The sequence below is a fragment of the Mesorhizobium sp. MC2-1-1 genome (assembly GCF_057597255.1).
Genome location: NZ_CP195205.1, coordinates 2,300,408 through 2,324,809, shown reverse-complemented (window position 1 = coordinate 2,324,809; position 24,402 = coordinate 2,300,408). Strand labels below are relative to the sequence as shown.

Genomic DNA, 24,402 nt, shown 5'->3' with positions numbered 1-24,402 from the left:
ATGTCGCTCGACGCCATCCGCCAGCAGATCCGCGCCAATTATTTGCCCGACGAGGACGAGGCGGTGAAGCGCTTGTCCGCGGCGGCCGGCTTGTCAGCCGAGGAACGCAAGGCAATTTCGGCTCGCGCGGCCGGTCTGGTGCGCGCGGTGCGCGGTTCGACCGATCCCAGGCTGATGGAAGTGTTCCTCTCGGCCTATGGCCTGTCGACCAAGGAAGGCGTGGCGCTGATGTGCCTGGCCGAGGCGCTGCTTCGCGTGCCTGACACCGAGACGATGGATGATCTGATCGCCGACAAGATCGCGCCGCATGACTGGTCGGCGCATTCGGGCGGCTCGAGTTCTATCTTCGTCAATGCCTCGACCTGGGCGCTGATGCTGACCGGCCGCGTGCTCGACGAAGGCGAGGGCGGCATCGAAGGCACGCTGCGCGCCATGGTGCGCAGGCTTGGCGAACCGGTCATCCGTAAAGCGGTGGCGGCGGCGATGCGAGAGATGGGCGAGCAGTTCGTGCTTGGCCGCACCATCGCGGAGGCGATCAAGCGCGGCCGGCCGATGACGCAGAAAGGCTATCTCTACTCCTTCGACATGCTGGGCGAGGCGGCCCGCACGGAGGCCGACGCGCTGCGCTACCACCGGGCCTATGCGGACGCGATCTCCTCGCTGGATTCCGGATCGAACGGGCCCGACATCCGCTACAATCACGGCATTTCGGTCAAGCTCTCGGCGCTGCATCCGCGCTACGAAGTGGCGCAGCGCGAGACGATGCTGCCGGTGATGGCGGAACGGCTTCTGTCGCTGGCGCTTGCCGCCCGGCATTCGCGCATGGGCCTCAATATCGACGCCGAGGAAGCCGACCGTCTCGACCTGTCGCTCGACGTTATCGAACGCGTGCTGGCCGAGCCGGAACTTGCCGGCTGGGACGGTTTCGGCGTCGTCGTCCAGGCCTACGGACCGCGCGCGGCTTTCGCCATCGACTGGCTCTATGCGCTGGCGCAGAAATACGACCGCCGGATCATGGTGCGGTTGGTCAAGGGCGCCTATTGGGACACTGAGATCAAGCGCGCGCAGACACTCGGCCTGTCCGGCTATCCGGTCTTCACCCGCAAGGTGAACACCGACGTTTCCTATATCGCCTGCGCCAAAAAACTGCTGTCGATGACAGACCGCATCTATCCCCAGTTCGCCACGCATAACGCGCACACGGTGGCCGCAATCCTGTCGATGGCGAAGGACCGCGACAGCTTCGAGTTCCAGCGCCTGCACGGCATGGGCGAGGCGCTGCACGAGACGGTCCGGCAGGCCGAAGGCACGCGTTGCCGCATCTATGCGCCGGTCGGTGCCCATTCCGACCTGCTCGCCTATCTGGTGCGGCGTCTCTTGGAAAACGGCGCCAACTCCTCTTTCGTCCACCAGTTGACGGACGAGGAGGTCGAGCCGGAGGAGATCGCGCGCGATCCGCTCGAGGCCGTCGAGACGCAGGGCCCTGCCGCCAATCCCGCGATCGCGCGCCCAGAAGCGATCTTCGGTGCCGGGCGCCGCAACTCCAAAGGGTTCGACATCACCGATCCGGTGACGCTGGCGGCCGTCGACAAGGCGCGGGCGGAATTCGCGGGTGGGGACCGCTGGCAGGCCAAACCGATCACGCGCGCCGCCGGCTACGGCAAGCAGCGCCAGATCGTCAACCCGGCCAAACCGGACGAAGTCGTCGGCACGGTGCATGAGGCGGCGGCCAAGCAGGTGGTGACCGCCGTGCGCATCGCCGTCGACGCTCAGCCCGCCTGGGCGCGGCGCCCGGTTGCGGAGCGCGCCGCCATCCTCAACCGCGCCGCCGACCTCTACGAAGCCAATGCGCCCGAGTTATTCGCCCTCGCCACCCGCGAGGCCGGCAAGTCGCTGGCCGACGGCGTCGCCGAGGTACGCGAGGCCGTCGACTTCCTGCGCTATTACGCGGACGAGGCGGCCAATGCCGAGGCAGGCACCGAGGCGCGAGGCGCGATCGTCTGCATCTCGCCTTGGAATTTCCCGCTGGCGATCTTCACCGGTCAGATCGCGGCGGCGCTGGTCACCGGCAACTCGGTCATCGCCAAACCGGCGGAGCAAACGCCGCTGATCGCCTTCCGCGCCGTCGAGATGCTGCGCGAGGCCGGCGTGCCGGAGGACGTCATCCAGCTTCTGCCGGGGGACGGCCCATCGGTCGGAGCGCCGCTCACCGCCGATCCGCGCATCGCCGGTGTCTGCTTTACTGGCTCGACCGAGGTCGCCAAGCTGATCGAGAAGCAATTGGCCGAGACAGCGGCGCCCGATGCGATGCTGATCGCCGAGACCGGCGGCCTCAATGCGATGATCGTCGATTCCACCGCGCTTCCGGAACAGGCGGTGCGCGACATCCTCGCCTCGGCCTTCCAAAGCGCCGGCCAGCGCTGCTCGGCCCTGCGCGTGCTCTACGTCCAGAAGGACGTTGAGAAGAAAATGCTGGAGATGCTGAAGGGCGCGATGGAAGCGCTCAATGTCGGCAATCCCTGGGTCATCTCGACCGATGTCGGCCCGGTCATCGACGACGATGCTCAAAGCGCGATCAGTGATTATTGCAAGAGGAAGGGGCTGGAAGGCCGGCTGATCGCCAAGCTCGAAGCGCCGGCCACCGGCCGTTTCGTGGCCCCGCATGTCTTCCGCGTCAAGGGCATCGAGGAGATGGAGCGCGAGGTGTTCGGCCCGGTGCTGCATGTCGCGACCTTCGATGCCGATGAGATCGACCAGGTGATCGCCGCCATCAACCGCAAGGGCTACGGGCTGACCTTCGGCCTGCACACCCGCATCGAGGGCCGCGTCCAGCATTTCGTCGACGGAATCCACGCCGGCAACATCTATGTCAACCGCAACCAGATCGGCGCCGTCGTCGGTTCGCAGCCTTTCGGCGGCGAGGGGCTGTCGGGCACCGGCCCGAAGGCCGGCGGGCCGCATTACCTGCGCCGTTTCCGCAAGGGGCCGGAGGCAGGCACCGAGCTTGGCGAGGGCCACAAGGTGACCGCGACCGAGCTTGCCGACAATCTGCCGGATCCGACGCTGGGCGGCTGGTCGACCCGACCGGACCGCGTTGCGATCCTGAGGAAGCATCTGCGCGGCAAGGGCGCGGCGGCAATCGCCGCCGCTGCAAGCCTCGATTTCGGTCAGGTCGACCTGCCGGGACCGACAGGCGAGGCCAACACGCTGTCGCTGGCGCCGCGCGGCCGGGTACTGTGCCTCGGTCCGGATGCCGAGACGTTGCTTGCCCAGGCGATCCAGGCGCTTGCCGCCGGCAACGCCGTGCTGGCGGTGGCGCCGGGCGCGCCGGTCGCGCTGTCGGCGCTGACCGGCAAGGGCCTGCCGCTGGCGGCGATCGACGGAAGGCCCGATCCGGTCGAGGCGCGTTCGTTGCGTGTCGATGTCGTCGCGTTCTCCGGCACGCCAGAGGCAGCGCGCATCGTACGCAAGGTAATCGCCGAGCGCGCCGGGCCGATCGTGCCGTTGGTCAGCGAAGTGCTGAACCCCGCGGCTTACGCGCATGAGCGCGCGGTCTGCGTCGACACGACGGCCGCCGGGGGTAACGCCAGCCTGCTGGCGGCTGCTTAGTAACTCCGACGATCTGATCGTCGAAGGCGCGTTTCAGGCGCCTTCGACGACCGAAAACCCTTCGAATTGCGGATGGCCGAGGTAATGCACCTTCGAGCCGCCGGCATTACGGTGGGCGGCGCGGAAGTTTTCCGACTTCGTCCAGGCGACGAAATCCTCCTGGGTTGCCCAGACCGTGTGCGAGGCAAACAGCGTATAGCCCTCGGTCTCGTTGACCGGCCCGCGCAGCAGGTGGAATTCCCTGAAACCCTTCATTTCGGAGAGGCTGGAATCGCGGTTCTTCCAGACATTCTCGAAAGCCTCTTCCGAGCCGTTCTGGACCTTGAAGCGGTTCATGGCGATGTACATGGGGTTCCTTTCATGTCGATGCTGAGGGGTGACGCCGTTTGTCGTCGCGTCTATTCAAAATGGGCCGATATCAATCTCGAACTCAAAACTGGGGCTTGCGGCCTGTGGCGGGATTGGAGGGAAGGGAGCCGCCTTGCGCACGATAGAGATCGCGGCCTTGTCGAAAACCTCCGATCCTGAGCTTTCGAGAATGCGCAGCTCGTCTATGTTGCCCTTCCTGCCTACGACGAATGCGACCACGGCGTTGTTGCGCGCGGCCAGTTGCAGAGTAGGCGGAAGAGTCCGATTGACCCTGCCGAGTTTTGCAAAGACATCGCCGCGATAGCTGTTTTCGGCGGAGATGCCGACCTCGTTCTCCTTCTTGCCCTTGCTCGCCGTCGGCTCGGCCTGGTCTTCGCCATCCGCGGCGCCGCTTTTGACGTCGGACGCCTCGGATTTGGCGACGACAGGCCTTGCGGTCGGGACCGGCGGCCGCGCGGGCGTCGGCGGCGGGCTGGCACTTTTCTGCTGCTGAGCGGGGACCGGTTCAGTAGGCTTCGCGTCCGGCGCCACGCTGTCGGAATCATTCCTGGGCGCGTCGGCGACCAGTATGTGCGGATCGACCCGAGGCTTAATGGGCTCGGCTCGTATCTTCGCGGCTTCGAGCGGCGGCGTCGTTTCAGCCGTCGGCGCCGCTTCGGCTGGCGGCACAGGTTTCGCTGGCGGCCGGGGAGGAGGCACCAAGGCAACGTTGATCGACTGCTGTTCGGGATTTAGGGCGCTGCCGGCAACGTTGGAGCCGGTTCGGTCGCTGCCCTCCGCCTGCGTCGGATCCTGCATATCCGACTTTGCCGACGGCGACACAAGCAAGGCTGCCGCCACCGCGCCGTGAACCAGGCAGGACGCCGCGATCGCCACCGTCCACTTGCCATGTTCGCCACGCGGGCGCGGTCCTGCCAACGCCTCGCTGGGAGCGGCCGTCAATGTGCTGTCGGTGTCGGCGATGTCACTGTTGTCCTGCATGGCGCGGGCCGGAAGCTGCCGCGACAAGCGAGAAATTGTCAAATCAAGATCGGTTGCCGCAAGTGGCGCCAAGCCAATCCCCGGCAAAGGCCAGGGAACGGCGTTTCGCGCGAGTGCCGGCTCCTTGCCCACGACCGGTTTAGAGCCCGAAAGCGATGGCGGTCCTGGTCGACGTCTTTAGCGCGCGCATGCAGGCGGCCGGGTCGACGCCAGCGCCGGCGCATTCGGTCGCGCTGTTGATCAACACGCGGCTGAGCTTGGCGCAGTCGGCGCCGGCGAGGTCGAAGCGGATGACCTTGGTCTTCCCAGCCGGCAGGTCCTTGAAATCGAGAACGGTGAGGCGGTCGACGACTCCAGCCTCGTTGAACAGCGCCATCTCGAAAGCCGCCTTGGGGAGGTCGGCGCCCAGCGCGTTGTTGACGACGAAGGTCAGCCGGCAGCCTTTGTCCGAAGGCTGAGCGGCATTGAGTTCAAAGCTCAGTACCGGACCTTGGGCCGGATCTGATACCGGATTGGCGGCAGGGGCCGGCGCGGACTGGGCCCACGCCGGCGCCGGGCCAAGCGATATCGCAAGCGCCGAGGTCAAGAGGCGAAGCGATGCCGACAAGCCGATCACTTTCAGCCTCCGAAGCGCATGGTTGCCGCAAGCTTCAGCGTGACGCCGGGCTCGTAGAGGACGGCGGTCGTGCTTCCGTTGAGCGGGTTGGTGTATTTGACGTCGAACAGATTATCGGCGCGGAAGTCGACCTTGAAGTTGTCCGTCGCCTGGTAGCTGGCGAAGGCGTTGACCAGCGTATAGTCCTTGGCCACGGCATTGCCCTTCGGCTTGCCGTTGTACTGCACTTCGCCGCCGACGGTCAGCTTGTCCTCGAGGAAGCGCAAGCCGAGCTGCGCCGTCACTTGCGAGGAGGGGATGGTGGCAAGGTCGGCGCGCTCGCCCTCATAGGAGATGGTGTGACCGTTGATGATGGAGGCCGACAGGCCGGCATAGCCCCAGCCGGCGTCGTAGACGCTTTCCAGTTCGAAGCCGTTGATCTTGGCCTTGGCGAAGTTCTGGTACTGGAAGCAGATCGGAATGCCGGGGCCGAACGGGCAGCCGCTGGTCGGGTCGAAGGGCGAGAGCGTCACGCCGTCGATGTAATCGTCGACATTGTTGTTGAAATAGGCGGCCTTGAGCCGCAGCGCGTCGCCGCCCTCGATGACGTCGTTCTGCTTGTAGTTGATGCCGAACTCGACGGTCTTGCCGGTCTCGGGTTTCAGGTTCGGGTTGGGCAGGAACGGGAAGGTTACGCCGGCCGGATGGTTGCCGCTGATCAATGTCTCGGTCAATGAGGGCGAGCGATAGCCTTCCGCGTAGGTGCCATAGAATTGCAGGCCGGCCAGGCCGGTGTTTTCGAAGGGCGAGACGCCGACGGTGATGCGCGGCGAGACTCGGTTGCCGGACGTCTCGTTCGTGTCGTCCTTCAGGCTGTAATTGTCATAGCGCAGGCCGCCAATGACCTCGAGCCACTCCCAGGTCAGCTTGTCCTGGACATAGGCGCCGGAGACGTTGCGCTTGCCCGACGGCGTGTAGAAGCTGTCGCCGCCGGCCGTGCCGCCGGTCTCCACATCGTCGCCGACCCAGTCGCCGCCATAGGTCAGTTCGTGGGCGACGCTCGCCGTCTCGAAGCGCGACGTGTTCCAGATGTCTATGCCAGTCGTGCCGACATCGAAGGTGGACAACGAGCCGGGCGGCAGCAACACGGGCAGGCCGGTGGTCGGATCGAAACGGTTCTGCGCGGTTAGCGTCGTCAGGTCGAGAAGGGTCTTGTTGTAGGAGGCGTTGATGTGGAGGTCGAGCCAGCTCCTGGCCTCGTCGGTGATGTTGTAGCGGGCGGTGAAGGTGTTCGACTTGAGATCGACGTCGTTGGTCGGCACGTCGCCGCTTGTTTCCGTCCAGCCGTCGCTCGAGCCGACCCAGCCGAGCTTCAACTCGCTGTTTTCGGTCGGGCGTATCGTTGTCTTGAGCAGGCCGCTCAGCACGTCGAAACCGGTTCCGGCAACGGTGTCGCCACCGCCGTTCTTGTAGTCGCCGTAGTCGCGGTAAACGATGTTGCCCAGAACGTCCCAGTTCTCGTTGATCTTGTAGGCGCCGGTGGCGCTGGTGGTCCAGCCCTTGCCGTTGCTTTCATAGCGCCCGGTCAACGAGCCGGCCCATGTCTCTTCCGGCTTGAGGAAATCGGCTGCGTCCTTGGTGTCGAAGAAGACGACGCCGCCGATGGCGCCGGAACCGTAGGTGTTCGCGGTCGGGCCGCGGATGACGTCGACCGACTTGATCAGCTCGGGATCGACATAGAAGGTCGACTGCGTGCCGTGGTCCGAACGCTGGAAATCCTGCCGGGCGCCGTCGACGATGACCGCGACGCGGCCGAAATCCTGCAAGCCGCGGATGTTGATGCTGGAGGAGACGCGCCGCGCGTCGGCCTGCACGGCGACACCGGGCACGCCGAGCAGCATCTCGTTCGGCGTAGTCGCCATGCGGCGGTCGAGCTGCTCCTGGTCGACATGGCTGGCCGAGGCCAGGGACTGGATCGCCGTTTCGCCCGTGCGGCTGATGACGAGGATCTTGTCGAGCAGGGTTCCTTCGGCGGCGGCGGCCTTCTCGTCAGCCTTCTCTTTCTGATCGGCCCGCTGGTCGGTCGCCGGCTGCGCGGCCTGTTGAGCTTTGGCGGCCGATACGCCTAGCGTGATTGCCGCTGCTCCGGCCATCAAGATGGCAATGCCGCTTGCCATCGATCGGAAGCCCGGGCCTGCGCTGTCGCCCGCCAGGCCCGTCCGTCCCCAAGTCACCAACCCCATGCCCCAACTCCAGATTCAGGCTCGTAGCTGGCTGGCCAGAGGCTCGCTCGCGTTTTTGATCATGCCCCGGCGTCTTAAATGTTGACTCATTTAGTCCGGTAATGCACTGACTAGTAAACATGATAATTCTAGTCAAGAAATGAATCGGCATTTTATGAGGCTGTGGCCGAGGTGGCCGTCAGAGGAAAGGGACCGACCCAATGAACACGCACAATCCCAACGATTTCGGCTATCGCTTTCGCCGGCAGGACGACATGCAGATGCGTTACGAACGGGTGCCGCTGGCGGTCAGGACGCTCTCCAGCAACACGCTGTTCCAGGGGGAGCACGAGATCGGCATCGAGCATCATGGGGCGCTCTACCGCCTCAAGATCACCCGCCAAGGCAAGCTGATCCTCAACAAGTGAACGGAGCCGACCGGCGGCAGCAGCCGAACAGACATCAAGCATTACAGGTGAACGATATGGATCAGCGCGTGAAGCCGTCGCCGGAAGAAATCCGGCGGGCGCGGGAAGAAAATCCGAAGATACGGGAGCGTGATCTCTCGGCGCAACTGGGTATTTCGGAAGCGGAACTGGTCGCGGCGCAATGCGGCTTCGGCGCTGTCCGTGTCGAGCCGCGCGTCAACGATCTTCTGATCGGCCTCGAGGCGGTCGGCGAAGTGATGGCGCTGACCCGCAACGAAAGCGCCGTGCATGAAAAGATCGGCGTCTACGACAAGGTCGTCACCGGCAACCACAACGCCATGGTGCTTGGCGACAACATCGACCTGCGCATCTTCCCGAAAGCTTGGGCGCATGGCTTTGCCGTCGAAAAGCGCGACGATGGTGAAATCCGCCGCAGCCTGCAATTCTTCGACGCGGCGGGCGAAGCCGTGCACAAGGTGCATCTGAGGCCCGCATCCAACCTCTATGCCTACCAGAAACTGGTAGCGAGCCTGGAATCGCCGAACCAGCAGCCGCGCCTCGTTATCCTCCCAGGCGCAGCGGACGGAGAGGGCGAGGCACAGGGTTCGGTCGCTTCGATCGACGACCTGCGTGACCGCTGGAGCCGGCTCACAGACGTGCATCAGTTCTTCGGCATGCTGAAGACGCTGAAACTCAGCCGCCGCGAGGCCGTGCGCATGGTTGGCCAGGATTATGCCTGGCTGCTCGACAATGGAGCCGTCAGCGCCATGTTCCATCACGCCGCGGCAGGTGAGATGCCTATCATGTGCTTCGTGGGCAACCGAGGCTGCATCCAGATTCACTCCGGCCCGATCAAGTCGATCAAGCCGATGGGACCGTGGATCAACGTGCTCGACGAGACTTTCCATCTGCATCTGCTGACCGACCACATCCACGAAGTCTGGGCGGTGCGCAAGCCGACCAAGGATGGCCATGTCACCTCGCTTGAGGCTTACGACGCCGATGGCGCGATGATCATCCAGTGCTTCGGCAAGCGCCATGAAGGCGAAAGCGAGCGGGAAGACTGGCGCGTTCTCGCCGAAAGCCTGCCCCGCATCCCCAGTCCGACCGCTGCATGAGGTAGCACCCAATGCGTTTTGTTCTTAGTTCCCGCGCGGCGCTTGCGCCGATGCTCGGCGTCCTGCTTGCCGTCGCCATGCAGCCAGCCAGTGCGGAAGAAGGCACGGCTGTCTTTTCGGACACCTCGCGGATCGCCTCCATAGGCGGCTCGCTCACCGAGATAGTCTACGCGCTCGGCGAGGAAGGCCGTTTGGTGGCCCGCGATTCGACCAGCAACTATCCCGAGGCGGCTACGAAGCTGCCGGATGTCGGTTACATGCGCGCGCTTTCGCCCGAGGGCGTCCTGTCGGTCAATCCGACCGGAATCCTGGCGCTGCATGGCAGCGGCCCGAAGGAAGCGGTCGATGTGCTGAAGAAGTCGAGCGTGCCTCTCATCGAGGTGCCGGACCACTACAATCATGAGGGAATCATCGAAAAGATCCGCATCGTCGGCAAGGCGCTGGGCGTCGAGGCCAAGGCCGAGAGGCTGGCCGCCGAGACGGACGTGAAGCTGGCGGCTGCGCAAAAGCAGACGGCCGCGATCAAGGAGCGCAAGCGCGTACTGTTCGTGCTTTCGACGCAAGGCGGCAAGATCCTTGCCGCGGGCAGCGACACCGCCGCCGACGGCATCATCAAGCTCGCCGGCGCGGTCAACGCGGTCGAGGGTTTTTCCGGCTACAAGGGGATGACCGACGAGGCGATCGTCAGCGCCAGGCCGGACGTCATCCTGACGATGAAGGGCGGCGGACCGGCAATCTCGGAAGACGAACTGTTTGCCAACCCTGCCGTCGCCTCGACCCCGGCGGGCACGAACCGCAAGATGATCAGCATGCGTGGAGGCTATCTGCTCGGCTTCGGCCCGCGCACGGCCGAAGCGATCCACGATCTTGCCGTGTCGCTCTATGGCAACCAGGTCACGGACTGAGCGGCCATGGCCGAACAGTTCATTGCCGGCAGGGTAGGCAGGGTAATGACGGTCGACGGCGACCGCTCGGCGCGGGCAAGGCTTGCCATCCTGTTCTTGTGCCTGATGCTGGCCCTATCCGTTTTCCTGTCGCTGACATCGGGCGCCTCGAACGCCTCCGCCGTCCGCGTCATCCGCGACTGGTTCACCGGTGCCTCGCCGGCGGATGCAGCGCTTGCGGCGCGCGACCAGCTGATCGTCTACGACATCCGCATGCCCCGCGTGCTGATCGGCGTGCTGATCGGCGCCGCGCTGGCCGTCTGCGGCGCCGTGATGCAGGGGCTCTTCCGCAATCCGCTTGCCGATCCAGGCCTGATCGGCGTCTCCGCCGGCTCCAGCCTCGGTGCGGTGGCGATCATCGTGCTGGGCACCACATGGCTTGCCCCGGTCACGCTCGCGCTTGGCGCGCTCGCGCTGCCGTTGGCGGCATTCCTCGGCGGGCTTGCGGTGACGCTGCTGCTCTATGCCATCGCCACGCGCCACGGACGAACTTCGGTCGCCACGATGCTGCTTGCCGGTATCGCCATCAGCGCCCTTGCCATGGCGCTGACGGGCATCCTCATTTTCATGGCCGACGACCGGCAATTGCGCGACCTGACCTTCTGGCAGCTCGGCTCGCTTGCCGGCGCGACTTGGCCGAAAATCGGCACCGTGGGGCCGGTGATCGTTGCGGCGCTGTCGGCGATGCCGTTCCTGTCGCGCGGCCTCAACGCGCTGGCGCTGGGCGAAGCGACTGCCGGCCATCTCGGCATTCCCGTGCAGCGGTTGAAATACACGGCCATTGTGGGCGTTTCGGCGGCGGTCGGGGCTTCGGTCGCGGTCAGCGGCGGCATCGGCTTCATAGGCATCGTGGTGCCGCATGTCCTGCGGCTCGCGATCGGCCCGGACAACCGTTATTTGCTGCCGGCTTGCGCCCTGCTCGGCGCTTCGCTGCTCCTGCTTGCCGACGCGGTCGCCCGCACCATCGTCGCGCCGGCCGAACTGCCGATCGGCATCGTCACCGCGGTCGCCGGCGCGCCGTTCTTCTTGTGGATACTGCTGCGCAAGCGCGGCGTCATTGATCTGTGAGCCTGCCATGATCGAAGCGCGCGACATCTCTGTGGAAATCGGTGGCAAGCGCATCGTCTCGCATGTCGACTTCACGGCGCGGCCCGGCGAGGTCTCGGCCGTCGTCGGACCGAACGGATCCGGCAAGACGACCTTGCTCAATGCTCTGACCGGCGAGCTTGCCTATACAGGCACCGTCACGCTCAACGGCCGCGACCTGTCGGCCATGAAGCCGGTTGAGGCGGCGACGCTGCGCGCGGTGCTGCCGCAGGCCGCGGCGCTGGCCTTTCCCTTCACCGTGCGCGAGATCGTGCGCCTGGGCTTGATCGGCGGGCGCTCGGGCGCGCTGCCCGGCGAGGACGCGCGGCTGCCCGAGCGGGCGCTGGCGCGTGTCGACCTCGCCGGCTTCGCCAGCCGCTTCTACCAGGAGCTTTCCGGCGGCGAGCAGCAGCGGGTGCAGCTTGCGCGGGTGCTCTGCCAGGTCTGGGCGCCGGTGCTCGAAGGGCAACCGCGCTACCTGTTCCTCGACGAGCCGGTCTCCAGCCTCGACGTCAAGCATCAGCTCATCATCATGAACATCGCGCGCGATTTCGCCCGGCGCGGCGGCGGCGTGTTGGCTATCCTGCACGACCTGAACCTGACGGCGATGTATGCCGACCGGATTTTCGTCATGCATGGCGGCCGACTGGCGGCCTCCGGTTCGCCTCAAGAGGTGCTGAACGACGAGCTGATCGAAAGAGTGTTCGACTGCCGGCTCAAGGTCGGCGCATTACCTGCGGGAAACGTGCCTTTTGTATTGCCGCAGTCAGCTGCCTAGGCGGCGGGCGCGCGCTGTACCAGAAGGTCGATGCCCAGCAGATGGCGCACATTCGGCCGCGCCGCGACGAGATCGGCGATCGTGTAGCGGGATAGCACGGCGAAGAAGGCGTTGAGCGCCTCGCGCAGCGCCGAATTCAGGGCGCAACTGTCGACCAGTGGGCACTCTGCGGCATCATTCTCAAAGCACTCGGCCATGGCGAAGCTCTCTTCGGTGACGCGCACGACATCAAACAGGCTGATCTGCTCGGCCGGCCGGCCGAGCTTGACGCCGCCATTGCGGCCGCGCACGGTTTCGACCAGACCGGCCTCGACCAGCGGCTGAAGGATCTTGAACAGGAACAGCTCCGATACCGAATAGGCGGCGGCGATCTCAGGGATACGGCTCAGCCTGTCGGTATTTGCGGCGCAATACATCAGGATGCGCATCGCATAATTGGTCTGGCGCGTGAGCCGCATGGTATCCTCGCGAAAATATTAGCTAAAGCCGAATATGGCCCATAGTTTGGAACAATTCCAGACTTGGCAGCCGCATAGCTGAATAATCGTGTCAACTTTTTGTGCACGCGCGCGTTTCACGCCCGATGCTTACAAGTTTCGAGCGGGCGTTTTGGCGGCGGAGCCACTAGATAGGTGCGGATGCAAACAGGAAACGGCCTTTCCATGTCACAGTCAGCTCCGGCCTTCGTGCCGGTTCGGTTCGACGCCGATGCCCAGGCAAAGCTCTCGGCATTGCGGCGGACCAAGTTCATCGCCGCCGCGGCGCTTGCACTGTGCGCCCTGGTCTTCGCGCTCGCCAAGTCCTTCCAGGGCGGCCATCCATGGCTCGGCTTCGTCGCCGCCTTCGCGGAGGCGGCTATCATAGGCGGCATCGCCGACTGGTATGCCGTCGTTGCCTTGTTCAGGCGGCCGCTTGGACTGCCGATACCGCACACCGCAATCATTCCGGAGAACCAGCACCGTATCGCCGACAATCTCGGACGCTTCATCGAGAGCAATTTCCTGGCGCCGGAACCGGTGCGCGAAAAGCTCGCCGAGGTCGACTTCGCCGCCTTGGTCGCCGACTGGCTGGCCGATGCCGAGCGCGCCGCCGGTCTGTCTCGATTCGTCGCGCGGTTGGTGCCGCAGACATTGACGGCCGTGGAGCAGTCCGGTCTGCGCGATTTCGTCACCAGCCGCATGCTGGAGCAGATCGAAAAGGTGCCGCCGGCGCCGCTGGCGGCGGATTTGCTTTCGGCGCTGACGGACGATCGCCGTCATCAGAGGCTGTTCGACGAATTCATCAGGGTCGTCGGGCGGTTTCTCAACGACGAGCAGGCGCTGGCGACGATGCGCGAGAAGATCCGCGAGGAGTTGCCGTCGCTGTTCAACCTGTTTCGCGCCGACGCCTATCTCCTGAAGAAGATCGTCGCCTCGGCGGGTTCCTTGCTCGACGAGGTCAGGACCGATCCCGATCACCCGTTGCGTGCCGAGTTCGACCGTTTCGCGCTCGGCTTCGTCGAGCGGCTCAGGACCTCGAAGCAATATGCAAGGCGCGCCGAGAAACTGAAGCACGATTTCCTCGATCGCCCGGAGGTGAGGGCGCTGGCCGGCGATACATGGACAAGCCTGCGCCTGTTCATCGAGCAGGATGTCGATGCGCCGAATTCGGCGATCCGCGAGCACTTGGCCAACATGTTGGTCGAGGTCGGCAGGCATCTGGCCGCGGATGCCCAGATCAGGGCCGACATGAACCAGGGCTTTGTGGTGGCGCTGGCCTCGTTCGTCGAAAGCCAGAAAAGCGGCGTGTCGAAATTCATAGCCGACCAGGTCAAGCGCTGGAATCTGGCGCAACTGACGCTGCTGATCGAGACGAACATCGGCAGGGACCTGCAATATATCCGCTTCAACGGCATGATCATCGGAGGGCTTGCAGGACTGGCGCTCTACGCGGCGGAGCGCCTGTTTCTGCCGAATTGACGCCGGCACAGGGAGCACTATTCTGCCTTCGGTCTAAGCAATCCCGGAAGAGTCTTACACACTGGTCCAGGAATTGCCGTCGACGGTGCCGCGCAAGTGGCAAAAATGGGAGGCGAAGCATGGCAAAACAACCGGATTCAGACTCGTTCCTCGATATGTTCAGCAGGTTCGGCCGCGACCTCAAATTGCCGAATGTCGATGTCCAGGCGATCCTCGATCATCATCGAAAGAACCTCGAAGCCCTGGAGAAGTCGGCGAGGGCGGGTGCGGCAGGCGCATCCTCCGTGCTGGCGAGGCAGCATGAGATGGTCCAGAACGCCTTGCACGAGGTCACGCGGATGGCGCAGAACTTCCAGACGCCCGGCAATCCGCAGGATTTGATGACCAAGCAGGCCGAGTTTGCCCGCAGGTCGTTCGAAACGACGCTGAAGAACGCCAGCGAAGTGGCCGACCTGGTGCGGAAATCCAGCACCGAATCGGTTGAAGTCCTGCGCGACCGGATCAAGGATGCGATGGCGGAAATCCGCGCCAGTTACGAAAAGAAATAGGGGTCGTTCGGCGCTTTCGCACCCATCTTCGACTGACGTACGATGCAACCGGCCAAGGCGCCGGCGCGTTCTGGCCTGCGGTAAAAGCATCAACTCTACCGGCGAAAACAGCGAAGCGGTGAATTGACAGAGGCTGCCGCTTCATGGTCGGGAGACAGGCAAAAGCGATGGGAAAGGCGGAATGACGGAAACACGGCGGAGAACGCCGCCGACCTTCGAACAGTTGCGCACGATGTTCGGGCAGGAGCTCGGCGTGTCCGACTGGACGACGGTCGACCAGCGGCGCATCGACCAGTTCGCCGAATGCACGGGCGACCACCAGTGGATCCATGTCGATCCTGAGCGGGCAAGACGGCAAAGCCCGTTTCGCACCACGATCGCGCATGGTTATCTGACATTGTCGATCATCGGCGCGCTGGCGCTGGAAATGGGCATCGTGCCGGAAAACACGCAGGCCGCATTCAATTATGGTTTCGACAAGGTGCGCTTCCTGGCGCCGGTAAAGGCCGGCGCTCGCATCAGGCTGCGCACCACGCTGCTTTCCATGGAGGATCGTGGCCCAGGCCAGTATCTGATGAAGGCGGCCAACACCGTCGAGATCGAAGGCGAGCAGAAGCCGGCGCTGACAGCCGAGACGCTGGTGATGATGTATGAGCGCCGCAAGCGGGCTGCAACCTGATCGGCAGGCCGCATTCCCTCACTTCTCCATCGCTTTTTCCAGCGCCCTGAAAATCCGTTCGTCCGCGCATTGCGCGACGTTGAAGCGCATGAAGCGGCCGGCGGTGTGCGACAGGCTGAAGGCATTGCCGGGCGCCAGCACGACATTGTCCGAGAGCGCATTGCGCGCGACTTGCGCCGCGTCGATGCCGTCGGGCAGGCGGCACCACACGAACATGCCGGCGGGCTGGTCGATCCAGGGCACGATACCTATCATCTTCAGCCTGCCGGCGGTCTCGGCCATGGCGCGCGACAGGCGGATGCGCAACTGCTCGACATGCTTGCGGTAGCTGCCGTCCTTCAACAAGCTCAGCACCAGTTCGGAGGACAGCCGGGCGCCGCCGAATGTCGTTGCGATCTTTAGATCGGCCAGGCCTTCCATCCAGTCGGGTGGCGCGGCGATGAAGCCGCAGCGCATTGATGCCGACAACGTCTTGGAGAAGGAGCCGATCTGGACGACACGCTGCAGACCGTCGAAGGCCGCAAGCCTCGGGGCAGGGCTGTGCTCGAAATCGGCGAAGATATCATCCTCGATGATGGTGAGTTCAGCTTGGTCTGCGAGCTTAAGGAGCCGATGCGCCGTGACGGGCGACAGGATCGCGCCGGTCGGATTGTGGATACCGGAATTGGTGATGTAGAGGCGCGGCCGGTGTTCGGCGAGCGCCTCGGCGAAGAGTTCGATATCCGGCCCCGAAGGCGTATACGGCACGCCGACCACCTTGGCCTGATGGGCGCGCAACAGGGCGTGGAAGTTGAAATAGCAGGGATCGTCGACCAGCACCGCATCGCCGGGCTCAAGCAGGAAGCGGCACAAAAGATCAATGGCCTGGGTGCCGCAATCGGTCAACATGATCTGGTCGGGCGAGGCTTCGACACCATGCTCGGCCATGCGCCTTGCCAGCAGTTGGCGAAGCGGCGGCAGGCCGAGCGGCGTGCCGTAATCGGCAAGCGCCCTATCGTCCGCGCGGGCCGCGGCGCGCAGCGCCCGGCGCAAGGCGGCCTGCGGCATCCAGGACGCGGGCAGCCAGCCGCAGCCGGGCTTCAGCATCTCCTCGCCCGCTTCGAGCGATTGCCTGGACACCCAGAGCGGATCGACTTCGCGGTCGAGGCGCGGGCCGATCTCGGCAAGAGACAAAGGCGCAAGCTGGCCGGCAGCAAAGAAGCCAGACCCCGGCCGAGAGCGGATGGCACCTTCCGCCGCAAGGCGCTCATAGGCTTCGACCACGGTCGATTTCGAAACCTGCATGGATCTGGCCATGGCCCGGATCGACGGCAGGCGCGCTCCAGGCGTCAGCGTGCGCGCCGCGATCCGCTGGCGGATTTCCGCCATAACGGTTTCGACGAGGGTTGCGCCGCTGGCAGCTGGATCTCGTGCGTCCACCTGTACTTCCTCGATGACCATTACAGTTTTGTGGAATTGTACTCCATTGTCTCTGGCGACGCCATGACCTGCCCGGTACGGAAACGCAAACGGAGCAGATTATGGACAAGAGTTTCGACGGCTGGCTCAGCGGCTTCATCGGTGTACTGATCTTCAGCGGATCGCTGCCGGCGACGCGGGTGGCGGTGATGGATTTCGATCCGACGTTCCTGACTTCGGCCCGGGCGGCCATCGCCGGCTTTCTGGGGATCGGGATGCTGCTGCTGTTTCGCGAGAAGCGTCCGGAGCGAAGGAATCTGGTCTCGCTCGTCGTCGTTGCACTGGGGGTCGTGGTGGGCTTTCCCTTGCTGACGGCGCTGGCGCTGAAGCATGTCACCTCGGCGCATTCCATCATCTTTGTGGGCCTGCTGCCGCTGGCGACCGCGATCTTCGGCGTGCTGCGCGGCGGTGACCGTCCGCGCCCGGCCTTCTGGCTGTTCTCATGCCTGGGCAGCGCTTTGGTCGCGGGCTTCGCACTGTCGCAAGGTGTCTCCGCATCGCCAGTCGGGGACAGCTTGATGCTGGGTGCCATCATCGTCTGCGGGCTGGGCTACGCGGAGGGCGCGGCGCTGTCGCGCAGGCTCGGCGGCTGGCAGGTGATCTGCTGGGCATTGGCGCTGTCGCTGCCGGTCATGCTGGCACTGAGCTTTTTGATGATGCCACCGTCCTTCGCCGGCATCGGCTCAAGCGCGTGGATCGGCCTTGGCTACGTCTCGCTGTTCAGCATGCTGATCGGTTTCGTGTTCTGGTATCGCGGCCTCGCGCAAGGCGGCATCGCCGCCGTCGGGCAGCTGCAGCTGCTGCAGCCGTTCTTCGGCCTGGCGCTGGCGGCGAGCCTGCTGCACGAGCAGGTCAGCCCGATGATGATGGTCGTGACGCTCGGCGTCGTGGCCTGCGTGTTCGGGGCGAAGAAATTTGCAAGGTAGGCTGGCTTCCTGCTGCAATCCCGCTCGGTTATGCGGCGTGCGCCTAGTGCGTTTCACCGTTTCACCGTTTCACGGAAACGGCGAACGCCCCATGTTTTTGTTTTGACGCAATTCCGGGCGGAAAACAGCTCACACTTTTCCTGGAATTGCCCTAGGTGTTCGCTGTTTCGCGGATTCGGGACGGAAAACTGCCTACACGTTTCCTCGATTGCTCTAAGCGCATCCAATCTCATTTTGCAGCGCTGAGAGCAGCTTGCCATAGGTTGGCGCAAGTGACCGCAAGACCTTGGCGGCTGCCACGTCGTCGCCAACGACCAATGGATGCTGTGCGGAGCCAATGATGTGGGCCTGTTCGGCTGCGATCCCCGAGGCCTTTGGATATCCGGCACGCGCGAGGCAGGTCGCTGCATCCGCGGCCCGGCGCGCGCCCACTCGGACCGCAAAGTGGACGAGATGGCCACGCAGCTCTGCGTCGCAACCATCTTCGACAAGGTTCGCCAGACCTTCAGCTGCTTCGCCATTTGCCAGGCTACCGGCCGGCATGGCGTGATCACCAACTGTCGACAGCCAGCGGATGGCGGCTGGGACCGATGCCTTGATTGCGTCGATATCGGACACTTTCTCAATCTGACGGAAGCCGATGCGCATCGTGTAAGGCGAACCGTAGCTGATCGTCTCGGCCCGCCATGCCACCATAAAATCGTTCAGCGGCAACGACGTGTAGGGGTAGCCTTGGGGATCGTGCATGAGGACACGATCGTCTGCAACTTCGATAACGACGACGTAGTGGTCGGCGCCGATTGGTCCCACATTGCCCGGCTGGTGGGTAAAGTGTCCCATCTCAACCGGGCCGATCCAAACCGGGCCATCCAAAAGTGAAGCTCGCAAACGGGACAGGGCGTCCATCTCGTCCTCGCCCCGGGCAACTGAAGAGGTCCAACCAAGCGCGGCCAACGCAGCGTCAAAACCCGCTTCGGGGGTCCAGCCATAAGGATCAAACAATGGCAATGTGCCGCCGATCAACTGCATTCCAAACGGGCTACCGGTCGCGACCTCGATCACTGCCGTGGGCGGTGCCTCGGCCCCGAACATCATCGCAAACGAATTCGCGTAACAGTACGGGCCGGAGCCAGTATACGGAAAATGCCTCATCCTTGTGTCTCACCAGAATTATGGAACGAGACGGAACAAAGGCCGCAAATTCACAAAAATTGTCAACCGTCGCATCGATGGCGGTCACGCCGAAGAATCTGCCAAGTGTCCGAGATCGAACGCCCTAGAACTTTGTCACGACCCCGATGCCGATCCCCTCGAAACCACCCATCGCCATCAGCGCGGCGGGCGCTTCCTCGAGGCTGATCTTCTTGCCCACCAGCAGTTCGGGATGCAGCTTGCCGGTGCGGATCATCTCCATCATCGCGGAGTAGCGGTAGGCCTGCATGCCGTGGCTGCCGAGGATTTCGAGCTCGAAGGCGATGATCTTGTCCATAGGCACCTGCGGGCGGGCATGCTCGCCCAGCATCAGCCCGACCTGAACGTGGCGGCCGCGTCGGCGCAGGTTGGAGATCGAGTTGAAGGAGGTCGTCGGGTGTCCGAGCGCGTCCATCGACATATGCGCGCCGCCATTGGTGATCTGCTTGACCGCCTTGACCACATTCGACGTCGTCGAGGCGTTGATCGTCGCCACCGCGCCGATCTTCTTGGCGAACTCCAGCTTCTCGTCGGTGAGGTCGATGGCAATCACATTGGCGCCCATGGCGCTGGCGATCATCACCGCCGAGAGGCCGACGCCGCCGCAGCCGTGCACCGCCACCCATTCGCCCGGCGTCACGCGGCCCTGGTCGACGATGGCGCGAAAGGAAGTGACGAAACGGCAGCCGAGGCTGGCGGCGGTGGCGTATTCCATCTCTTCGGGCAGGCGAACCAGATTGGTGTCCGCATGCTCGATGCCGACATATTCGGCGAAGGAGCCCCAGCCGGTGAAGCCCGGCTGGGACTGGTGCTCGCAGACCTGATGGTTGCCGGAGGCGCATTCGAAGCAGCGGCCGCAGCCGACGGCGAAGGGTACCGTGACACGGTCGCCCGCTTTCCAGCGGCTGACCTGTTTGCCTGCGGCAACGACGACGCCAGCCAACTCATGTCCGGGAACATGCGGCAAGGTGATGCCGTCGTCATGGCCCATCCAGCCATGCCAGTCGCTGCGGCAAAGACCTGTAGCCTCGACCTTGATGACCACGCCGTCGGCGGCGGGTTTCGGATCTGGCACCGTCTGGATCTCCGGCGCCTGACCGAATTTCTCGAAGACGACAGCTTTCATCGGCAAACTCCCAACACCGCGTATCTTTGCGGCGACGATAGCCGATTCCAATCTCGATTGACCGGAAATCGATTCTACCAGGCTGGCGCCGCTTGCATTCCGGCCGATAGTACCGAAGGACGGCCGTCAGGTCGGGCTACTCGGCGTCGATCTGGTTCCGCGGCGCAGCTTTTTGGAACGCCGGCAGCGCCATGCAGGCGGCGGTGATGCGCGTGATCACCGGATAGGGCGCCATGTCCACGCCGAAGCGCGCGTTGTTGGTAACCTGGGCGGCAAGGCAGATATCGGCGAGGCCCGGTGCGTCGCCGTGGCAAAACGCGCCGGTCTCGGGCGAGCAGGCTAGAATCTTTTCAAGCGGCTGGAAGCCTTGGTTCACCCAGTGACGGAACCAGTTGACGACATCCTCGTCACCAGCGCCGAACAAGGTGCGGAGCGAGGTCAGCACGCGCAGATTGTTCACGGGGTGGATGTCGCAGGCGATCATCTGCGCCAGCATGCGGACACGCGCACGTCCGAGCGCATCTTTCGGCAGCAGCGGCGGTTCAGGCTCAATCTCGTCGAGATATTCGATAATCGCCAGCGATTGGGTCAAAAGCCTCCCGTCGTCCAGCACCAGCGCCGGCACCAGCCCTTGTGGGTTGACGGCGAGATAGGCGGGCTCGAGATGCTCGCCATGGCGCAAATGATGCGGCACATAGGTGTAGGTCAGGCCCTTCATCTCCAGCGCAATCCGCACTCGGTAGGAGGTGGAGGAGCGGTAGTAATTATGAAGGACGAGGTCGCTCATGCCCTCGGCGGCCCGATGGTCACCGCGATCTCGCCGATGCCGTCGACACCACCTGTGATCCTGTCACCCGCCTGGACCGGGCCGACGCCGGCCGGCGTGCCGGTGAAGATCAGGTCACCGGGCTGAAGCTCGACTGCGTCGCTGCAGATCGAGACGATGTCGGCGATCGGCCAGATCAGCTCGGCAAGGTCGCCGTCCTGCTTCACCGCGCCGTTGACGGCGAGCCAGATACGGCCTTTCTCCGGATGCCCCGATTTCGCGGCCGGGACCAGCGGGCCGCAAGGCGCGGATTGGTCAAAGGCCTTCGACCAATCCCACGGACGCGCCGCCTTCTTCGCCTGATCCTGCAGGTCGCGGCGCGTCAGGTCGACGCCGACGCCATAGCCCCAGACATGGGCAAGCGCATCGGCGCGCGGAATGCGGAAGCCTGCCTTGCCGATCGCCACGACCAGCTCGATTTCGTGATGCAGGTTCGAGGTCAGCGGCGGGTAGGGGATTTGCGTGCCACTGTCGACCACGGCGTCGGCCGGCTTGGTGAAGAAGAAGGGCGGGTCGCGTTCGTCATTGCCGAGCTCGCGCGCATGCGCGGCGTAATTGCGGCCGACGCAGAAGATGCGGCGCACGGCGAACCGTTCCGCCGAGCCGGCAACGGCGACCGAGGCGATTGCGGGCGGCTGGAGGACGAATGCTGGCATGGACTGTCCCTGTATTGGCGTGAATTGTCGGCACCTTCGGCCGATTTTGACGGGCGGGCAAGACTGAGGCCGCTCCCGCGCTGTCGTTCGAATGACAATCCCAGTACCATTGGGCGATATACTATTTGCCAATAATCTGGCCATGGTCACCGGACTATCCTGTGCCCGACGAAATCGAACCCGTGCCCGAACCTTTGCAATGAGCTCCGTCAGCGACCGCGCCCGCTTCCTGATCATCGACGACCATCCGCTGTTTCGCGAGGCACTGCACAGCGCCGTGCAGATGGCCTATCCGGACGTCGATACCGTCGAGGCCCGCTCGATCGCCGAGGCGATAGAGCTTTTGGCCGGCGCCAAGCCGTTCGACCTTGCCCTGCTCGATCTGAGCATGCCCGACGTGCATGGCTTCGAAGGGCTGCTGCAGCTTCGGACGCGCTATCCGCGCCTGCCGGTGGTGATCGTGTCCGGGTATGAGGAGCCGAAGATCATTTCCGAGGCGCTGTCCTATGGCGCCGCCGGCTTCATCCCGAAATCGGCGAGGAAGAGCGATCTCGCCGCCGCCATCCGCTCGGTGATGGACGGCGCCGTCTATGTGCCGGAAAACTACGAGGGCCAGCCGCCCGACCCCGACAGCACCGATCGCGCCGACATGGTGCAGCGCCTGGCGACGCTGACGCCGCAGCAACTGAGAGTGTTGCAGATGTTGCGCCAGGGCATGCTCAACAAGCAGATCGCCTATGAGCTGCAGGTGGGCGAGACCACCGTGAAGGCGCATGTCTCGGAGATCCTGCGCAAGCTCAATGTCTACAGCCGGACACAAGCGGTGATCGAGGTGTCGAAGCTGGACAATGCGGAGCTGTTCAGGGATCAGGCGGGGTTTTGAGGTTTATGCTCAGTCTACAGACAACAACGCAGGGCAAGAAAAATTGCACTGTCGCCGTAATTCTATCACCATGGTTCGATGTCCTGAAGTCAATTTCCGCCCACTATTGTCAAAATGATATCGATGAAATTATCCCCCTCGCCTCGCTGAGTTCGTCGGCCAATATATTTTCATCATCGCTTATGCCAACATAAGTTACAAAGACAATGTCGTTGCCGTTGGATATGTACCATACCTCCAGCAATTTGCCGACTGCTTCCAAAAAAACGCCTGCATGAATAAGTCCATTGTTATGTCCAGTAAATATATTTGCAATGCATATGGAGTTTTTTTGGCAAAATTCAATCGCAAATGACTTAAGGTGATCCAAGGTTATGTTTGGTCTTTTACCGCCGCGATATTTTGCAATGGAAAATTGGATGGCGCTGACACCGGATGCCTTAGATATGGTCGGTGGCGACCCATCTGGAAGGCTTGCGGTTATATCTTGCCATCCATCAGGCGCATCAAACGTGATGCCGTAGAATTGAACAATCATTGCGGTTCCGTTGCATTTGAAGGATTGCCGGATGATCCGTCACTAAATTTCAGCGTTGATAGAGACGCGCTGGAAGTGTTTACGCTATGGTTTCAAAGTGAAGATTCTGCGCCTGCTTGTTTGTTGGCTGCATAAGCGCCGCTAAGCCAGCAAATGCGCCAGCAGCGCGCGTAGCTGCGCCGGCTTCAGCGGCTTGCGCATCAGCTCTATGCCGGCCGAGCGGGCGGCCTTGGCGACGAGTTCGGAGCCGTCGGCGGTGACGATCAGCGCCGGAACCGGGCGGCCGAGATAGTCGCGCACCTCGGCGATCGTCGTGGTACCCAGGTCGCCGCCGTCCAGATGCTGGTCGGCTATGATGATATCTGGCACCCAGGCGGTGTCGCCGAGCAGGTCGAGCGCATCGTCGGTCGAGGTCGCGGTGCGCACCAGGCACTGCCAGCGCCCGAGCAGCGACGTCATGGCGGAAAGCACGTCAACGTCGTTCTCGACCAGCAAGACCTTGGTGCCGAACAGCCCGTAGCCGCGCGGACGGTCCATGTCCGCGACGGCCGTCGCCGGCTCCGCGGCCGCCATACCGATCGGCACGTCGATGTGGAAGATGGTGCCGCGCCCGACCCTTGAGGAAAAGGTGACGGGATGGCCCAGCGCCGCCGCCATGCGGCGCACGATCGCGAGGCCCAGCCCCAGCCCGCCCGTCAGCCCGCTATCGGAAAGCGTCGAGGTGCCGCGGTGGAATTCCTCGAACACGGCTTCGCGCTGGTCCTCGGCAATGCCGCAGCCGGTGTCGGCGACGTCTATGCGGATGGTGTCGCCGCGATGCCTGGTGCCGACCAGGACGCCGCCGGAGCGGGTGTAGCGCAGAGCGTTGGAAAGGATGTTCTGCAGGATGCGCCTGAGCAGCGTGCGGTCGGAGCGTACGACGACATTGACCGGCCGGAATTTCAGCGTCAGGCCCTTCTTTTCCGCCTCGGGAAGAAAGTCCGAGCGCAGCGAGGAAAACAGCGTCTCCAGGCTGACGTCGCCGATTTCGGCTTGCACCACGCCGGCGTCCAGCTTGGAGATGTCGAGCAGCGTGCGCAGCAAATCTTCCATCGTCTCCAGCGAGCGCTCGACCTGGCGCACCAGCTTCTTGCCTTCCTCGCTGGTCTGGACCTCGGCCAGCGCCGAGACCGACAGATGCGCGGCGTTGAGCGGCTGCAGCACGTCGTGGCTGGCGGCGGCGAGGAACCTGGTCTTGGAGAGGTTCGCCAGCTCGGCGTTCTCCTTCGCCGCGCTGAGCTCGATGTTCGATTGCTCGAGCCGGCGCAGCGTCGCGTGCAATTCCTCGGTGCGGTTGCGGACCCTGTTTTCCAGCGAAATGGCGGTCTGGAACAACGAGAAAGCGTTGCCTTGCTGATCCATGGAGCGCTCGACACGGCCGACGAGCGCCGCGTTGATCTTCTTCAGCCTTTCGACGTCGTTGATGTCGCGAAGCGGCATCTCG

23 protein-coding genes are annotated in these 24,402 nt (G+C 63.8%); 11 read left to right on the top strand and 12 right to left on the bottom strand.

Annotated features, from left to right (window positions below):
- On the top strand, window positions 1-3,609 hold the full coding sequence (gene putA / locus ACR64R_RS11735; protein WP_487361784.1) for a bifunctional proline dehydrogenase/L-glutamate gamma-semialdehyde dehydrogenase PutA: 3,609 nt from the start codon (window positions 1-3) through the stop codon (window positions 3,607-3,609).
- Window positions 3,610-3,642: 33 nt separating this feature from the next.
- Here the strand turns inward: putA and hmuQ are convergent, their stop codons facing one another.
- The 4 genes from hmuQ to ACR64R_RS11715 all read right to left on the bottom strand — a co-directional run bounded on the left by hmuQ (window position 3,643) and on the right by ACR64R_RS11715 (window position 7,797).
- Window positions 3,643-3,957 carry a heme-degrading protein HmuQ gene (gene hmuQ / locus ACR64R_RS11730; RefSeq protein ID WP_487361783.1) on the bottom strand — a complete coding sequence of 105 codons (315 nt, stop codon included), beginning with the start codon at window positions 3,955-3,957 and terminating at the stop codon, window positions 3,643-3,645.
- Between the two features lie 54 nt (window positions 3,958-4,011).
- A complete protein-coding gene (locus ACR64R_RS11725) occupies window positions 4,012-4,959 on the bottom strand; it encodes an energy transducer TonB (protein ID WP_487361782.1) in 948 nt (315 codons plus the stop codon).
- 139 nt (window positions 4,960-5,098) lie between these two features.
- The gene (locus ACR64R_RS11720) at window positions 5,099-5,575 is read right to left on the bottom strand and encodes a hypothetical protein (protein WP_487361781.1); all 477 of its coding nucleotides are present in this window, start codon (window positions 5,573-5,575) and stop codon (window positions 5,099-5,101) included.
- Window positions 5,576-5,577: 2 nt separating this feature from the next.
- Window positions 5,578-7,797: a TonB-dependent hemoglobin/transferrin/lactoferrin family receptor gene (locus tag ACR64R_RS11715; RefSeq protein WP_487361780.1), complete on the bottom strand. Its 2,220-nt coding sequence runs from the start codon at window positions 7,795-7,797 to the stop codon at window positions 5,578-5,580.
- Window positions 7,798-7,997: 200 nt separating this feature from the next.
- On the opposite strand from ACR64R_RS11715, the gene hemP reads away from it, so the two are divergent.
- Genes hemP through ACR64R_RS11690 form a run of 5 tightly spaced genes read left to right on the top strand, consistent with a single transcriptional unit; the run spans window position 7,998 to window position 12,130 of the window.
- A complete protein-coding gene (hemP, locus tag ACR64R_RS11710; RefSeq protein ID WP_487361779.1) occupies window positions 7,998-8,204 on the top strand; it encodes a hemin uptake protein HemP in 207 nt (68 codons plus the stop codon).
- A 56-nt stretch (window positions 8,205-8,260) separates the two neighbouring features.
- A complete protein-coding gene (locus tag ACR64R_RS11705) occupies window positions 8,261-9,322 on the top strand; it encodes a hemin-degrading factor (protein ID WP_487361778.1) in 1,062 nt (353 codons plus the stop codon).
- An 11-nt stretch (window positions 9,323-9,333) separates the two neighbouring features.
- Window positions 9,334-10,227 carry a heme/hemin ABC transporter substrate-binding protein gene (locus tag ACR64R_RS11700; protein ID WP_487361777.1) on the top strand — a complete coding sequence of 298 codons (894 nt, stop codon included), beginning with the start codon at window positions 9,334-9,336 and terminating at the stop codon, window positions 10,225-10,227.
- A gap of 6 nt (window positions 10,228-10,233) precedes the next feature.
- Window positions 10,234-11,334 carry a FecCD family ABC transporter permease gene (locus ACR64R_RS11695; protein ID WP_487361776.1) on the top strand — a complete coding sequence of 367 codons (1,101 nt, stop codon included), beginning with the start codon at window positions 10,234-10,236 and terminating at the stop codon, window positions 11,332-11,334.
- 7 nt (window positions 11,335-11,341) lie between these two features.
- Window positions 11,342-12,130 (top strand): heme ABC transporter ATP-binding protein, encoded by a 789-nt coding sequence (locus tag ACR64R_RS11690; protein ID WP_487361775.1) that lies wholly within the window; start codon window positions 11,342-11,344, stop codon window positions 12,128-12,130.
- Here ACR64R_RS11690 and rirA read toward each other — a convergent pair.
- On the bottom strand, window positions 12,127-12,588 hold the full coding sequence (gene rirA, locus ACR64R_RS11685; RefSeq protein ID WP_487361774.1) for an iron-responsive transcriptional regulator RirA: 462 nt from the start codon (window positions 12,586-12,588) through the stop codon (window positions 12,127-12,129). The two genes, ACR64R_RS11690 and rirA, sit on opposite strands and share 4 nt — an antisense overlap.
- Before the next feature lie 204 nt (window positions 12,589-12,792).
- On the opposite strand from rirA, the gene ACR64R_RS11680 reads away from it, so the two are divergent.
- The 3 genes from ACR64R_RS11680 (at window position 12,793) to ACR64R_RS11670 (ending at window position 15,315) form a co-directional block, all read left to right on the top strand.
- Entirely contained in the window at window positions 12,793-14,088 is a 1,296-nt protein-coding gene (locus ACR64R_RS11680; RefSeq protein WP_487361773.1) for a DUF445 domain-containing protein, read from the top strand.
- 119 nt (window positions 14,089-14,207) lie between these two features.
- Window positions 14,208-14,636, top strand: a complete 429-nt coding sequence (locus ACR64R_RS11675) for a phasin family protein (protein WP_487361772.1) — start codon at window positions 14,208-14,210, stop codon at window positions 14,634-14,636.
- Between the two features lie 181 nt (window positions 14,637-14,817).
- Window positions 14,818-15,315: a MaoC family dehydratase gene (locus tag ACR64R_RS11670; protein ID WP_487361771.1), complete on the top strand. Its 498-nt coding sequence runs from the start codon at window positions 14,818-14,820 to the stop codon at window positions 15,313-15,315.
- 18 nt (window positions 15,316-15,333) lie between these two features.
- On the opposite strand, the gene ACR64R_RS11665 is transcribed toward ACR64R_RS11670, so the two are convergent.
- Window positions 15,334-16,683, bottom strand: a complete 1,350-nt coding sequence (locus tag ACR64R_RS11665; RefSeq protein WP_487362420.1) for an aminotransferase-like domain-containing protein — start codon at window positions 16,681-16,683, stop codon at window positions 15,334-15,336.
- Window positions 16,684-16,835: 152 nt separating this feature from the next.
- On the opposite strand from ACR64R_RS11665, the gene ACR64R_RS11660 reads away from it, so the two are divergent.
- Window positions 16,836-17,699 (top strand): DMT family transporter, encoded by an 864-nt coding sequence (locus tag ACR64R_RS11660; RefSeq protein WP_487361770.1) that lies wholly within the window; start codon window positions 16,836-16,838, stop codon window positions 17,697-17,699.
- A gap of 213 nt (window positions 17,700-17,912) precedes the next feature.
- Here the strand turns inward: ACR64R_RS11660 and ACR64R_RS11655 are convergent, their stop codons facing one another.
- The 4 genes from ACR64R_RS11655 to ACR64R_RS11640 form a co-directional block, all read right to left on the bottom strand.
- On the bottom strand, window positions 17,913-18,851 hold the full coding sequence (locus ACR64R_RS11655) for a hypothetical protein (RefSeq protein ID WP_487361769.1): 939 nt from the start codon (window positions 18,849-18,851) through the stop codon (window positions 17,913-17,915).
- A 124-nt stretch (window positions 18,852-18,975) separates the two neighbouring features.
- Entirely contained in the window at window positions 18,976-20,016 is a 1,041-nt protein-coding gene (locus ACR64R_RS11650) for a zinc-dependent alcohol dehydrogenase family protein (RefSeq protein WP_487361768.1), read from the bottom strand.
- A gap of 136 nt (window positions 20,017-20,152) precedes the next feature.
- The gene (maiA, locus tag ACR64R_RS11645) at window positions 20,153-20,803 is read right to left on the bottom strand and encodes a maleylacetoacetate isomerase (RefSeq protein WP_487361767.1); all 651 of its coding nucleotides are present in this window, start codon (window positions 20,801-20,803) and stop codon (window positions 20,153-20,155) included.
- Window positions 20,800-21,498: a fumarylacetoacetate hydrolase family protein gene (locus ACR64R_RS11640; protein WP_487361766.1), complete on the bottom strand. Its 699-nt coding sequence runs from the start codon at window positions 21,496-21,498 to the stop codon at window positions 20,800-20,802. The genes maiA and ACR64R_RS11640 overlap by 4 nt, the downstream gene beginning before the upstream one ends.
- Before the next feature lie 199 nt (window positions 21,499-21,697).
- On the opposite strand from ACR64R_RS11640, the gene ACR64R_RS11635 reads away from it, so the two are divergent.
- The gene (locus ACR64R_RS11635) at window positions 21,698-22,381 is read left to right on the top strand and encodes a response regulator (RefSeq protein WP_487361765.1); all 684 of its coding nucleotides are present in this window, start codon (window positions 21,698-21,700) and stop codon (window positions 22,379-22,381) included.
- A gap of 109 nt (window positions 22,382-22,490) precedes the next feature.
- On the opposite strand, the gene ACR64R_RS11630 is transcribed toward ACR64R_RS11635, so the two are convergent.
- Together ACR64R_RS11630 and ACR64R_RS11625 are read right to left on the bottom strand one after the other, a co-directional pair.
- Window positions 22,491-22,919 carry a hypothetical protein gene (locus ACR64R_RS11630; protein WP_487361764.1) on the bottom strand — a complete coding sequence of 143 codons (429 nt, stop codon included), beginning with the start codon at window positions 22,917-22,919 and terminating at the stop codon, window positions 22,491-22,493.
- A gap of 141 nt (window positions 22,920-23,060) precedes the next feature.
- Window positions 23,061-24,398, bottom strand: a complete 1,338-nt coding sequence (locus tag ACR64R_RS11625; protein ID WP_487362419.1) for an ATP-binding response regulator — start codon at window positions 24,396-24,398, stop codon at window positions 23,061-23,063.
- Window positions 24,399-24,402 lie beyond the last annotated feature (4 nt).

What these genes read in the sequence shown, in the direction of transcription:
- ACR64R_RS11725 (WP_487361782.1), bottom strand. Translation starts at nt 4,959, where the DNA reads ATGCAGGACAACAGTGACATCGCCGACACCGACAGCACATTGACGGCC.
- hmuQ (WP_487361783.1), bottom strand. Translation starts at nt 3,957, where the DNA reads ATGTACATCGCCATGAACCGCTTCAAGGTCCAGAACGGCTCGGAAGAG.
- ACR64R_RS11700 (WP_487361777.1), top strand. Translation starts at nt 9,334, where the DNA reads ATGCGTTTTGTTCTTAGTTCCCGCGCGGCGCTTGCGCCGATGCTCGGC.
- ACR64R_RS11675 (WP_487361772.1), top strand. Translation starts at nt 14,208, where the DNA reads ATGGCAAAACAACCGGATTCAGACTCGTTCCTCGATATGTTCAGCAGG.
- hemP (WP_487361779.1), top strand. Translation starts at nt 7,998, where the DNA reads ATGAACACGCACAATCCCAACGATTTCGGCTATCGCTTTCGCCGGCAG.
- putA (WP_487361784.1), top strand. Translation starts at nt 1, where the DNA reads ATGTCGCTCGACGCCATCCGCCAGCAGATCCGCGCCAATTATTTGCCC.
- ACR64R_RS11690 (WP_487361775.1), top strand. Translation starts at nt 11,342, where the DNA reads ATGATCGAAGCGCGCGACATCTCTGTGGAAATCGGTGGCAAGCGCATC.
- rirA (WP_487361774.1), bottom strand. Translation starts at nt 12,588, where the DNA reads ATGCGGCTCACGCGCCAGACCAATTATGCGATGCGCATCCTGATGTAT.
- ACR64R_RS11695 (WP_487361776.1), top strand. Translation starts at nt 10,234, where the DNA reads ATGGCCGAACAGTTCATTGCCGGCAGGGTAGGCAGGGTAATGACGGTC.
- ACR64R_RS11660 (WP_487361770.1), top strand. Translation starts at nt 16,836, where the DNA reads ATGGACAAGAGTTTCGACGGCTGGCTCAGCGGCTTCATCGGTGTACTG.
- ACR64R_RS11670 (WP_487361771.1), top strand. Translation starts at nt 14,818, where the DNA reads ATGACGGAAACACGGCGGAGAACGCCGCCGACCTTCGAACAGTTGCGC.
- ACR64R_RS11640 (WP_487361766.1), bottom strand. Translation starts at nt 21,498, where the DNA reads ATGCCAGCATTCGTCCTCCAGCCGCCCGCAATCGCCTCGGTCGCCGTT.
- ACR64R_RS11650 (WP_487361768.1), bottom strand. Translation starts at nt 20,016, where the DNA reads ATGAAAGCTGTCGTCTTCGAGAAATTCGGTCAGGCGCCGGAGATCCAG.
- ACR64R_RS11705 (WP_487361778.1), top strand. Translation starts at nt 8,261, where the DNA reads ATGGATCAGCGCGTGAAGCCGTCGCCGGAAGAAATCCGGCGGGCGCGG.
- ACR64R_RS11625 (WP_487362419.1), bottom strand. Translation starts at nt 24,398, where the DNA reads ATGCCGCTTCGCGACATCAACGACGTCGAAAGGCTGAAGAAGATCAAC.
- ACR64R_RS11680 (WP_487361773.1), top strand. Translation starts at nt 12,793, where the DNA reads ATGTCACAGTCAGCTCCGGCCTTCGTGCCGGTTCGGTTCGACGCCGAT.
- ACR64R_RS11665 (WP_487362420.1), bottom strand. Translation starts at nt 16,683, where the DNA reads ATGGCGGAAATCCGCCAGCGGATCGCGGCGCGCACGCTGACGCCTGGA.
- ACR64R_RS11635 (WP_487361765.1), top strand. Translation starts at nt 21,698, where the DNA reads ATGAGCTCCGTCAGCGACCGCGCCCGCTTCCTGATCATCGACGACCAT.
- ACR64R_RS11715 (WP_487361780.1), bottom strand. Translation starts at nt 7,797, where the DNA reads ATGGGGTTGGTGACTTGGGGACGGACGGGCCTGGCGGGCGACAGCGCA.
- ACR64R_RS11655 (WP_487361769.1), bottom strand. Translation starts at nt 18,851, where the DNA reads ATGAGGCATTTTCCGTATACTGGCTCCGGCCCGTACTGTTACGCGAAT.
- ACR64R_RS11630 (WP_487361764.1), bottom strand. Translation starts at nt 22,919, where the DNA reads ATGATTGTTCAATTCTACGGCATCACGTTTGATGCGCCTGATGGATGG.
- maiA (WP_487361767.1), bottom strand. Translation starts at nt 20,803, where the DNA reads ATGAGCGACCTCGTCCTTCATAATTACTACCGCTCCTCCACCTCCTAC.